The sequence below is a fragment of the Lapillicoccus sp. genome, assembly GCF_039935575.1.
Classification (GTDB): domain Bacteria; phylum Actinomycetota; class Actinomycetes; order Actinomycetales; family Dermatophilaceae; genus Lapillicoccus.
On the sequence record NZ_JBDTKA010000009.1, the window covers coordinates 22231 to 33552 of the forward strand.

12 protein-coding genes are annotated in these 11322 nt (G+C 72.3%); 3 read left to right on the top strand and 9 right to left on the bottom strand.

All coding sequences use genetic code 11. The features are described from left to right. Window positions 1-62 precede the first annotated feature (62 nt). Window positions 63-2528: a DEAD/DEAH box helicase gene (locus tag ABI385_RS01300; protein ID WP_348101922.1), complete on the top strand. Its 2466-nt coding sequence runs from the start codon at window positions 63-65 to the stop codon at window positions 2526-2528. An 18-nt stretch (window positions 2529-2546) separates the two neighbouring features. Here the strand turns inward: ABI385_RS01300 and ABI385_RS01305 are convergent, their stop codons facing one another. The 9 genes from ABI385_RS01305 to ABI385_RS01345 form a co-directional block, all read right to left on the bottom strand. Next, on the bottom strand, window positions 2547-2936 hold the full coding sequence (locus ABI385_RS01305; protein ID WP_348101933.1) for an Rv3654c family TadE-like protein: 390 nt from the start codon (window positions 2934-2936) through the stop codon (window positions 2547-2549). Then, window positions 2936-3253, bottom strand: a complete 318-nt coding sequence (locus ABI385_RS01310; RefSeq protein ID WP_348101923.1) for a TadE family type IV pilus minor pilin — start codon at window positions 3251-3253, stop codon at window positions 2936-2938. The genes ABI385_RS01305 and ABI385_RS01310 overlap by 1 nt, the downstream gene beginning before the upstream one ends. Before the next feature lie 54 nt (window positions 3254-3307). Further along, entirely contained in the window at window positions 3308-3493 is a 186-nt protein-coding gene (locus ABI385_RS01315; protein ID WP_348101924.1) for a DUF4244 domain-containing protein, read from the bottom strand. A gap of 229 nt (window positions 3494-3722) precedes the next feature. Further along, a complete protein-coding gene (locus ABI385_RS01320; protein ID WP_348101925.1) occupies window positions 3723-4475 on the bottom strand; it encodes an aldolase/citrate lyase family protein in 753 nt (250 codons plus the stop codon). A 33-nt stretch (window positions 4476-4508) separates the two neighbouring features. Beyond that, on the bottom strand, window positions 4509-5141 hold the full coding sequence (locus ABI385_RS01325) for a type II secretion system F family protein (protein WP_348101926.1): 633 nt from the start codon (window positions 5139-5141) through the stop codon (window positions 4509-4511). Beyond that, on the bottom strand, window positions 5105-5902 hold the full coding sequence (locus ABI385_RS01330) for a type II secretion system F family protein (RefSeq protein WP_348101927.1): 798 nt from the start codon (window positions 5900-5902) through the stop codon (window positions 5105-5107). The genes ABI385_RS01325 and ABI385_RS01330 overlap by 37 nt, the downstream gene beginning before the upstream one ends. Then, window positions 5899-7131, bottom strand: coding sequence for a TadA family conjugal transfer-associated ATPase (locus ABI385_RS01335; protein WP_348101928.1), 1233 nt, complete (start codon window positions 7129-7131; stop codon window positions 5899-5901). The genes ABI385_RS01330 and ABI385_RS01335 overlap by 4 nt, the downstream gene beginning before the upstream one ends. Next, window positions 7128-7874 (bottom strand): hypothetical protein, encoded by a 747-nt coding sequence (locus ABI385_RS01340; RefSeq protein WP_348101929.1) that lies wholly within the window; start codon window positions 7872-7874, stop codon window positions 7128-7130. Before ABI385_RS01340 ends, ABI385_RS01335 begins: the two co-directional genes overlap by 4 nt. Before the next feature lie 454 nt (window positions 7875-8328). Beyond that, a complete protein-coding gene (locus tag ABI385_RS01345; RefSeq protein WP_348101930.1) occupies window positions 8329-9186 on the bottom strand; it encodes a Fic family protein in 858 nt (285 codons plus the stop codon). 50 nt (window positions 9187-9236) lie between these two features. Between ABI385_RS01345 and ABI385_RS01350 the strand changes: the two genes are divergently transcribed. Further along, window positions 9237-10421, top strand: coding sequence for a histidine kinase (locus tag ABI385_RS01350; RefSeq protein ID WP_348101934.1), 1185 nt, complete (start codon window positions 9237-9239; stop codon window positions 10419-10421). Window positions 10422-10454: 33 nt separating this feature from the next. Further along, the gene (locus tag ABI385_RS01355) at window positions 10455-11237 is read left to right on the top strand and encodes a LytTR family DNA-binding domain-containing protein (protein WP_348101931.1); all 783 of its coding nucleotides are present in this window, start codon (window positions 10455-10457) and stop codon (window positions 11235-11237) included. The last annotated feature ends 85 nt before the right edge of the window (window positions 11238-11322 follow it).

An 11322-nucleotide genomic window follows, 5' to 3' on the forward strand; every position in this document is an offset into this window, starting at 1 on the left:
CGCAGGACGGAACCGGCAGGTCATCGCTCGCCCTGAGCCGATCCGGCCGTACCGTATCCCTGATGTCCACACCCGCCTCGCAGGTGCGTCTCCCTTCGCGGCTCACCCCGGAGGCGCTGCTCGCCGGCCTGGCTCGTGGTCGCGGTTCGGTCCGGTCCGACGGCACTCCTGGGGCTGGCAGCCCGCTCACCCACGTGCACCGGGTCGAGGCGCGGGTGGCCGAGGTCTGCGACTGGCCCTCCTGGGTGACTCCGAGCCTGTATGCCGCCCTCACCCAGGCGGGCATGACCGGCCTGTGGAGCCATCAGCGCGAGGCTGCAGACGCGGCGCACTCCGGCGAGCACGTGGTCCTGTCGACGGGTACGGCGTCCGGGAAGTCACTGGGCTACCTGCTACCCGTCCTCTCGGATCTCGTCGACGGATCATCGGCTCCCAACGGGCGGGGGGCGACCGCGCTCTACCTGTCGCCCACCAAGGCCTTGGCGCAGGACCAGCTGCACCGGCTCGACGCCCTCGCCCTGCCGGGACTGCGGGCGGCGACCTACGACGGAGACACCGCACCAGAGGGGCGGCGGTGGGTTCGCGAGCACGCCAACTACGTCCTGACCAACCCCGACCTCGTGCACCACTCCCTGCTGCCGGGACACGAGCACTGGGCGCCGTTCCTGCGCGCGTTGCGCTACGTGGTCGTCGACGAGTGCCACGTCTACCGCGGGGTGTTCGGTACCCACCTGGCCATGCTCCTGCGGCGGCTGCGGCGCGTCGCCGCCCGTTACCGCTCCTACCCGGTGTTCGTCCTCGCCTCGGCCACCGTGGCCGACCCGGGCGGTCACGCCGAGCGCCTCGTCGGTATGCCGGTACGCGCTGTCAGCCGCGACGGCTCGCCCCGGGCCGCCCTCACCTTCGGGCTGTGGGAGCCGGGTGGCAGTCAGCCCTCCCCTGCGACGACCCCCACTGCGACCCCCACTGAGACCCCCACTGCGACCCCCACTGAGACCCCCGTCGGCGAACCGCCGGTGCGGCGACGCAGCGCGGTGGCAGAGTCGGCCGACCTGCTCGCCGACCTCGTCGCCGAAGGCGTCCAGACCGTCGCCTTCGCCCGGTCGCGGGCGGGGGTCGAGGCGATCTCCTCGGCGGCGCGCCGGCACCTGCTCGAGATGGACGCCGCGCTGGGAGATGCGGTCGCGGCATACCGGGGTGGCTACCTCCCCGAGGAACGGCGCGCCCTCGAACAGTCGCTCCGCTCGGGAGAGCTGGTCGGGTTGGCGGCCACGAACGCGCTCGAGCTGGGCATCGACGTCACCGGCCTCGATGCGGTGCTGCTGGCCGGCTGGCCCGGCACCCGGGCGTCGATGTGGCAGCAGGCGGGCCGCGCCGGTCGGGCAGGTGCCGAGTCGCTGGCGGTGCTCGTCGCCGCCGACGACCCCTTGGACACCTATCTGGTGCATCATCCGGACGCGGTGTTCGGCCAGCCGGTCGAGGCAGCGGTGCTCGACCCGGGCAACCCCTACGTGCTCGGGCCGCACCTGGCGGCCGCTGCCGCCGAGCTGCCGTTGACCCAGGCGGACGAGGCGGTCTTCGGTGCGGGGATGGCCGCGGCCGTCGACGCCCTCGTCGCGGACGGGCTGCTCCGGCGTCGTCGCACCGGCTGGTTCTGGAGTGGGGACGGACGCGCGACGGAGGGTTTGTCGTTGCGCGGCACCGGAGGGACAGTCCGGATCGCGGATGCTCGCAGCGGTCGTGTGCTCGGCACCGTGGACGACACCCGCGCCCACTCGGCGGTCCATCAGGGTGCCGTGTACGTCCACCAGGGCGAGACCTACGTCGTGACCGAGCTGGACCTCGATCGGGACTGCGCGCTGGTGCTCGCGGGCGATCCGGGCTGGTCGACCCAGGCCCGCTCGGTCAGTGCGTTCGACATCACCCGGGTGGAGCGGAGCCGCAGCGCGGGTGGGGTGACCTGCTGCTTCGGCACCGTCGAGGTCCGTGGCCAGGTGACCTCCTTCCTGCGCCGGCTGCCGACCGGCGAGGTGATCGGGGAACATCCCCTCGATCTCCCCGAGCGCACCCTGCCGACGAAGGCCGTGTGGTGGACCCTGACCGAGGAGCTGCTCACTAGCGCGGGGATCGCATCGGCCTCGGTGCCCGGAGCGGCCCACGCCGCGGAGCACGCGGCGATCGGCATGCTCCCACTCGTCGCCACTGCCGACCGTTGGGACATCGGCGGCGTCTCGACGGCGTGCCACCCCGACACCGGGCTTCCGACGGTCATGGTCTACGACGGACACCCCGGGGGCGCCGGCTTCGCCGAACGCGGGTATGCCGCGCTCGGCACCTGGCTGCGCGCGACCCGCGACGCCATCGCCGCCTGCGGCTGCCAGACAGGCTGCCCCGGGTGCGTCCAGTCACCGAAGTGTGGCAACGGCAACGAACCGCTCGACAAGGCCGGGGCCATCGTCCTGCTCGACCTCACCCTGTATTCCCTGGACTATTCCTTGGACTGTTCCCTGGACGAGCCGGTCACCTGATGTCCCGGCCCCTTGGCCTCACCCGCTCGTAGGACCGGCACGGGCGCGCGCCGTCGCCGTCCCGATCCGAGACACCGACGCGGGGACCTCGACCACCAGCTCCACACCGAGTCCTCCGCTGTCACGACATCGCACCAGAGCGGCTCCGTTCGCTGCTACGACGCGGGCGCCGTCGTCACACGCTGCGGCTAACCCCTCCCCGGCGACCAACGACGACGCTGCCGCGAGTGCACCCAGGTCCGCCGCCGACTGTGCGCGGTGGGAAGCCAGCACAGCGCTGAGGACCATCAGGGCCCCGAGCATCGACGACAGCAGCGCCCCGATCGCGCCGACCACCAGGACGACCCCGGAACCTCGATCTCGCGTCCTGTTGCCCCGCTGCCGTCGCCCGAACCTCAGCTCCTGCATCACGGCTGCTCCCTCGCGGCCGTCGATGTCGCGCCCACGTCGACCGCACGCCACCCCGACAGCTCCCGGACCGCGACCACCTTCACGGAGACCTCGCCCGCACCAACGCTGATCCGGACCGTCGCGCCGGACGGTGCCGACCGGGTGGCGAGCGCACGGGCCGATCCTTCGGAGTCACCTCGTGCCAGCGCCCGAGCCGCGAGGCGGGCTGCGTCGACGCACCGGACCTGGTCGATGCCGAGGCGCACCGCGCCCAGGGCCAGTACCAGCACGACCAACAGGGCAGGGATGGCGGCGGCCAGCTCGGCACTGACCATGCCCGGGTCCCGACGTCTCGCCCCCGGGCCTGACCCGGGCCACGTCACTTCACGTCACTTCGCGCTGTTGAGCGCGCCCGTGATGATCGCCGTCAGTGCTGACATGACGACACCCGACTTGACGACGGCGAGCAGGACGGCTGCGAAGGCCACCGCTGCCAAGGTGCCGACGGCATACTCAGCCGTGGTCATCCCCGCGTCAGCACGGTTCCTTATGAGCCTGTGGATCAGTCGTGGCATGTGAGTCCCTTTTCTTACCAACGAATCCGGACCAGACCGGAGCCCGGTAGCTCCGGACACCGCTCATCCTTCGCCGTGGCACCTGGCCGGCGAAACCGTCGGACGGCGGCTGTGGATCCTGGGACGAGCGGGTCAGGGGGTGTGGACAAGTCATCGGGGCGCCCACACCGCGGACGAGGCGACCCCGCTCTCGGGCCGCACCGAGATCGTGGCGCGGGGAGTAAGCCGCTCAGGAGCTCGGCGGGTCGAACAGGGCGTCGATGCCGGTTCGAAGTGCCGTGACGTCGCTGTCGACCGCCATGATGTCCATCAGCGTCGCGAGGGCCAGGAGATCTGGACGACCGGCGTACATGCCCATGACCTTGCGATGCCGTCGGGTGATGTCGACGACCGCACGGATCGCCTTCTGCACCTGCGCGTCCCCCGGGGACGCCGCCCCAAGGGAGAGCGTGAGGTCGTAGGGCCCGACGAAGACACCGTCCACGCCGTCGGTCGAGGCGATGTCGTCGGCGGCGGCCACACCGTCCGCCGTCTCCACCATGAGGAGCAGGAGGGGATCGGGTGCACCGATCCCGGACGCGAGGGCCGTCCGGGCCGAGCCACTGCTCCGCCTGCCCAGCGGGGGTAGGCGCACCGCTTCGACCAGGGCGCGCGCCTGGGCACCCGACTCCACGGTCGGGACGATGAGCCCGTCGGCGCCGGCGTCGAGCACCCTCAGGATCAGGCCTGGGTCGTGTGACGGCGGGCGCACGAACGTCGTCACTCCGGCCCACTCCGCCACCCGAATCAGGTCGGCGACGTCGGTGACGTCGAGGTCACCGTGCTGGAGGTCCAGGCAGACCCAGTCGACACCACCGGAATCGCCGCGGAGCACGGCCTCGAGCCCGTATGCCGACAAGAAGCTCACCCACAGGCCCCTCAGGCTCGTAGGCGTACCGTTCCGCGCCGCGTCGCGGACCCGAGCCAGGACGTCACCGGGCACGATCACCACCTCCTCCGGCCCGCGACACACTAGTCAGGCAAGGACCTGCCCGGCCAGAGCGAGCACCAACGGGACCACGGTCGTCAGTACGAACGCGGGCAGGAACGTCAGACCCAGCGGAAGCACCATCCGCACGCCGACCCGAGCGCCGGCCACCTCGATCGCCGCGACCTGGGCGCTGCGCAGGTCGTCTGCGGCTGCGAGCAGGAGGTGTGACGGCGCGACACCGGACGCCACGGCGAGTCGCAGCGCGGCGGACGCGCGAGACCACAACGGGTCGACCGCAGACCAGGCGAGGTCGTCGCCCACCCCCCAACGCAGGGCAGCCGCAACCACCGCGAGGTCACGGGCGCACGGCACCATGGCGACCCGGGCAGACTGCTCCATCCCCTCGACGACGCCACACCCAGACTGAAGGGCGACGGAGAGCAGGACCATGCAGGACGCCACCTCGTCGGTGTCGGTGAGGTGTTGACGTCGACGTCGACGTCCGAGACGACCGGCTGCCTGAGGTTCCTTGCGACTAGATGTGTCAGTGATCCGAAACTCTTTGGGCCGCATTGGAGTCCGTGACCGTGGCCAGAGCAGCACGGCGAGCGCGGTCAACGCAGCGCCCAGCGCCAGGCTCGTCATGGGTATGCCACCGACCGCGTCAGACGCCGGCACCAGACCCATCCGGCCGCGACGAGCCCCAGCCCGAGGAGCACGGCTGCCAGCGAACCGGCGTTGGCGTAGAGGTGGCTCAGCGGGACGCCGAGCAGCATTGCCACGACCGGTCCGGTCGCGGGGAGACAGGTCAGGACGAGGGCGGTGGCCCGAGGGCCGGCGAGCGCCGCGTCGACCCGTCGTCGCACCGCCTGTCGTTGCCGCAGCGTTCCGGCCACGGTGCGGGTCGTGTGGGCCAGGGGCGACCCCAGCTGCTCGCAGAGAGCCCAGGCCGACCCGACCAGGGCCACGTCGACGGAGTCCATCCGCCGCGCCTCCTCGTGCCAGATCGGAGCGAGCGGCTCGCCGCGTCCAGCGGCGGCAGCCAGCTCGGCGACCAGCCCGCGAGCGAAGTTCGACGACGGCCGCAGGCACTCGAGCGCCAAGGCCGGCGTGAGACCGGCCGCCAGAGCCGGGCCGAGGGCGTCCAACAGCTCCAGCACCGCCGCGCCCCTGGCGTCCCGCTCGCGACGCCGGGCCACGAGGCGACCCACCGCCGCTGACGGGGGCCACTGTCCTCCGGCGCCGCCATGGACGCTCAGGACCTCGGGGCTGCCGGCCAGACCCTCGGTCGCTGCCCGACCCTCCGTGGAAGATCGGTGCTCGGCACCAGGGCGCAATCCGCGCGAGACGTCTGTCCACCTGGGCGTCCCGCGGGTCGGCCAGGTCAGCACGGCGGCGGCGAGGAGCACCGCCGCGACCACAGCCACCTGGGCCGTCACCGCTCGGACCTGAGGCCATCGGCCGAGCCGGTCGACGGCCGGTTCCCGCCAGGATCGATGTTTCCGGCCCGAGCCCGGGCCGGCAGATGGAGCAGCTGACACAGAGCGGGCCAGCCCGGCCCACGGCAGGTCCTTGCGTCGACGCTGGCCAAGGCGTCGTGGACGACGAGCCGTCCTGACTCGCGCACGAGAACGCCGATCGACTCGAGGCGGCGTACTCGGTCCGGGCCATGGCCTACATGGCCCACATGCACCACCACGCGGACCGCACTGGCGAGCTGAGCATGAACGGCACCAGGGCCCAGGCCCGCAAGCGCTCCCAGCGCCTCGAACCGGGCGACGACATCGGCCGCCGCGTTGGCGTGGAGAGTGCCACAGCCTCCTTCGTGGCCGGTGTTGAGCGCCGTGAGCAGCTCGCGGACCTCCGCCCCCCGCACCTCGCCGACGACCAGGCGGTCGGGCCGCATCCGCAGCGCCTGGCGGACCAGGGTGGTCAAGGTGACCTCGCCCACGCCCTCGACGTTGGGGGACCGCGCCTCCAGGCGGACCACCTGCGGCCGGACCAGCCGCAGCTCCCGCACGTCCTCGACGACGACGAGCCGTTCCCAGGCGGCCGCCTCACCCAGCATCGCAGCGAGCAGCGTGGTCTTGCCGGCGCCGGTGCCGCCCGTGACGACGAACGCGACGCGCTCGCGCACCACGGCCTGCAGCACCTCGCTGACGTCCGGGCTGAACATCGCGCGATCCAGCAGGTCGGTCAACGTCAAGGCGGTGCGCGAGGGGACTCGCAGGGTCAGGTGCGGACCGTCTCCCACCAGCGGGGGCAGGATCGCGTGCAGGCGTACGCCTGAGGGCAGCAACCCGTCAACGTAGGGTGCCGTCTCGTCGAGCCGCCTGCCCGCGAGGCCGGCGAGCCGAACCGCCAGCCGTCGCAGCTCCACCGGCCCGCCGATCTCCACGTCGGCGCGCTCCATGCCGTTGCCGCGGTCGACCCAGACCGAACCGTCACCGTTGACCGCGACGTCGGTCACCCCGTCGGTGTCGAGGAGCGGTTCCAACGGACCCGCCCCCAGGAGGCGGGTCTGCAGGGTGTCGCGAACGGACTCGACACCGCCCCGGCCGAGTAGGGCCAGGCCGACGTCGGCCACCCTGGACAGCGACGACTGGTCAGGCGCCCGTCCGCCGCGGATCTCCTGCCACACCGCCGGTTCGGGCGGCATCTGGCTCATCCGACCTGCCCCTCTGCGAGAACGGCCCAACCGAGGATCTGGTCGGCCGCCCGGACCAGCGCGCCCCCGCCACGAGCGCCGGGGGCACATCCGCGCACGAGGTCCGCCTCGACGGACCGGTCATCCTCGAGGACGGCTACCACCGGTAACCCGATCTCTGCCTCCACAACCCGCCGCACGGGCCGGCCGCGTGCACCACCCGGTCCTCGCAGGCATACGGCCACACTGGTCTGCCGCTGGGCGAGCAGCTCCGCGACCACCGCGAGCGCTGACAGCTGGCGAACCGAGACCCCGGCGACCACCAGGACCTGCCCTCCCAGGGCGAGCGCCGCATCGGTGACGACGCCGGAGGGTGGGGCGTCGACGACCAGCAACCTGCAGACCGAGCCGAGGCCGGTCAGGACGGCGGAGACCACCTCCGGCGACGGTGTGCGGCGGCGCCGGTCGAACGAGAGCACCGGCACACCGGTGGCCCCGGGAAGCCGCTCGACCAGCGCCGACCCCGACGCGACGCCGCTGAGCTCGCTGAGGTCCGGCCAGCGGACGCCGTCCTCGTGCTCCAGGCCCATCGTGATGTCCAGGCCTCCCGCCAGGGGACAGCCATCGACGAGCACCGTCGGCACGGCGGCCCGGCGCGCCCGTTGCGACACCGCCGCGGCCAGCACTGACGCCCCGAGGCCCCCCGATGCTCCGACCACCGTGACCACCGTGACCACTGAGACCACCGAGAGCACTGAGGCCACTGAGACCACTGAGACCGCTCCGGACCGCCCTGCTGCCTGCATCGATCGGTCCCCCACACGAGTGGTCACCAGCGGCGGACGCTCCGCCCGGTCATCACCCTCGCCGGACGGCACCGGTCCTGGAACCCGTCCCGCACCGCCTGTGGACAGTGGGACGAGACGGCCCGACCGTGTGGACAACCCGTCGACATCTGGCCTGGACGTGCGAGGGCACCTCACCTGCGAGCAGGTGAGGTGCCATCGCGACCGCGAAACCCTCGGGTGACCAGAGCGTGAATTCATTAAGTTGTCACCGCGGCGTAAACCCCGCCGTGACCGGTCCACCAGTGGACTGCCCGCGCGTGGGTGCCCGAAGGTCTGACGGTGGTCGCGTGGCGAGCGTCCGAAGACGAGCGCCACTACCTGTTGTACTCGCCCTCGCCGCGACCCGCCAGACCTGCGGGAGGGCGAACCCTCAGCCCAGCCGACCGGCCCGGACGGCGGCGCAGATCCGCAGACCCTCCTCGGCCCCGGCGACGACGGCCTCCGCGCAGTGCTGCAGCCACAGGGCGACCCCGTCGGGGCGTCCGGTCCCGTATGCCGTCAAGGCCCCGAGGTATGCCGGTCCGCCGCCCCTTCCGTGCCCGACCTCGGGCACCGCGACACCGGTCGGGTCCAGGCCGGACGCGACGATGACGGCGCGCTCCATCGCTCGGGCGACGAGCCCGTTGCCGCGCACGAACGGCCGCACGGTGGCGACCTCCGCGTGCACGACCGCCGCCAGCACGACGGCTGGAGCGGTGCTTTCCGACGTCAACAGATCCGCCAGGTCGGCGAGGTGCCTCGCCACGACGCCCGGCGCGGGGGCGGGCCCGAGGTCGAGGAGCTCCCGGGCATCCTCGGTGCCCGTGCGGGGCCGCCCGACCTGCTCGGCCGGCAGGACCCGGCCGGCGGCTGCGACGTGCAGCCGAGCCAACGCCTGCAGGGGTGCCGTCCTGACCAGCCCCACCGCGTGCTCGGTCTCGGCGGTCGCCTGCACCGCTCCGCGGACCACCTCGTCGACCGGGCCGGTCCCCCACGCCACCGCGCCCCGGGTGAGGTCGCGCACCAGGTCGAGCGGCAGGTCGGCGCCCTCGAGGACGGCGCTGGCGCGGCCGCCCCGGATCCGCGACTCTGCTGCAGCCTCGGGGATCCGCCGCCGCAGCGCCTCGTCGAACCGCAGCCGGGTGCACGCGTCCCGCGCCGCCTCGGCCTTTTCGCGCACACCGGTCAGGTCCGTCAGAGCCTGCAGCGCCTGGTCGAGGCGTCCCGGACGCGGGGCTGCGGACGGCACCGGACCACCCTAAGGCGAGGGGTCGCCCTACGCTGCGCGGTGTGACGAGTGTGACTCCGAACTACGTCGCCCTGGCGGTGGTGCTCGTCGTGCTCGTCGTCGTGCTGGTCGGCCTGACCTGGTTGCTGCGTCGGCGCCGCTTCGTCAGCCCGGTCGACCGGGCGACCTACGAGACGCTGCATACCGCGGCCGTGGCCACCCGCTTCCTGCGTGACGGCTTGACCCCCGAGGGTGCCCAGAAGGCGACCCGACAGCTGCGCTCGATGCTCGGCAGTCGGGCCATCGCCATCACCGACACGAACGCCGTCCTCGCCTGGGACGGCGTCGGGTCGCACCACCGGGGCGACGTGCACGCCCACGCGCAGCCGGTGCTGACCTCCGGGCGGACGGTGGTCCTGCGCGAGGACGAGGTGAGTTGCGACGACCCCGACTGCCCGATCCGGTCCGGGGTCCTGGCGCCGGTCGTCGCGGACGAGCGCGTGGTCGCCGCGCTCGCGGCATACGGGCCGTCGGTCTCCACCGGGCTCGTCCGAGCCACCGAAGAGCTGGCCCGCTGGATCTCGACCCAGGTCGAGCTCGCCGAGCTCGAACGCCAGCGGACCCGGATCATGGAGGCCGAGCTGCGTGCCCTGCGCGCCCAGATCTCACCGCACTTCGTCTACAACTGCCTCGGCGCGATCGCCTCGTTCGTGCGCACCGACCCGGACCGGGCCCGCGAGCTGCTGATCGAGTTCGCCGACTTCACCCGGTATGCGTTTCGCAGCGGTGGCTCCTATACCACCCTCAGCGACGAGCTCCTCAACGTCGAACGGTACCTCGTCCTGGAGAAAGCCCGGTTCGGCGACCGTCTCGTTGTGTCCCTGACGATCGCGCCGGAGGTGCTGCCCGTTGCCGTCCCGTTCTTGGCTGTGCAACCGTTGGTGGAGAACGCCGTTCGGCATGGACTGGAGGGGAAGACCGGCGTCGGCCACGTGACGATCACCGCAACCGACCACGGTGCCGAGGCCGAGATCAGCGTCGAGGACGACGGCGTCGGCGGTGACCCTGACCTCATCCGTGCCGTCCTGGCCGGGGAGAGCGAGTCCGACAGCGTCGGGCTCGGCAATGTGGACGCGCGGCTACGACAGACGTTCGGCGACGGCCACGGGCTCGTCGTGGAGACCGCCCCGGGTGCGGGCACCAAGGTGACCTTCCGCGTGCCCAAGTACGCCCCGGGGGTTCACGTGGACTCCTGACCTCGTCGCCCGCTCGTCCGTATCCTGCTGCCTATGCCGTCGACGTCACTGCCGATCACGCCTGCGCCATCGGGGTCCGCCGTGCTGCTGCGCGCGCTGGTCATCGACGACGAGGCGCCCACGTTGGCCGAGCTGACCTACCTGCTCGGACGCGACGAGCGGATCGGCACCCTGCACGCCGTCTCGTCTGGCACCGAGGCACTGCGCACCTTGGAGGAGCACCGGGTCGACGTCGTCTTCTGCGACATCGCCATGCCCGGCCTGGACGGGCTCGACCTGGCCCGCGTTCTGGCCATGTTCGCCGAACGCCCGCAGGTCGTGTTCGTCACGGCCTACGACGAGCATGCCGTCGACGCCTTCGAGCTGCAGGCGACCGACTACGTCATGAAACCGGTGCGGGCCGCACGGCTGGGCGAGGCGATCCGCCGTGTCGTGGCCAACCGCGCCGACGAGCCGCGTGCCGGTGACGGCCGCGAGCAGGACGACGAGACCATCCCGGTCGAGCTCGGTGGTGTCACCCGGTTCATCCAGCGCAGCCGCATCCAGTACGCCAGCGCTCACGGGGACTACGCTCGCATGCACACGATCGACGGCTCTCACCTCGTACGCGTGTCGCTCAATGCGCTCGAAGAGCGCTGGGGGAACAAGGGTTTCGTCCGGATCCATCGATCGACACTGGTGTCGCTCCCCCACGTGACCGCGGTATCGACCGACGCGGGACGGGCGGCCGTGCGCATCGGGGACGTCGAGCTACAGGTCAGCCGTCGACACACCCGCGAGCTGCGTGAGCGGCTGCTCCGGTCCCACCAGCGGTGACCACTCCCACCGGCCCCGGGCGACGGGTGCGGATCACGTCGCCCCGCCGCGAGGCCCGGCGACGGGGGGAGCGCCGACCGGCAGC

Excerpts from the sequence above, each read along its gene's own strand:
- ABI385_RS01300 (WP_348101922.1), top strand. The coding sequence starts at position 63 with ATGTCCACACCCGCCTCGCAGGTGCGTCTCCCTTCGCGGCTCACCCCG.
- ABI385_RS01305 (WP_348101933.1), bottom strand. The coding sequence starts at position 2,936 with ATGCAGGAGCTGAGGTTCGGGCGACGGCAGCGGGGCAACAGGACGCGA.
- ABI385_RS01310 (WP_348101923.1), bottom strand. The coding sequence starts at position 3,253 with ATGGTCAGTGCCGAGCTGGCCGCCGCCATCCCTGCCCTGTTGGTCGTG.
- ABI385_RS01315 (WP_348101924.1), bottom strand. The coding sequence starts at position 3,493 with ATGCCACGACTGATCCACAGGCTCATAAGGAACCGTGCTGACGCGGGG.
- ABI385_RS01335 (WP_348101928.1), bottom strand. The coding sequence starts at position 7,131 with ATGAGCCAGATGCCGCCCGAACCGGCGGTGTGGCAGGAGATCCGCGGC.
- ABI385_RS01355 (WP_348101931.1), top strand. The coding sequence starts at position 10,455 with ATGCCGTCGACGTCACTGCCGATCACGCCTGCGCCATCGGGGTCCGCC.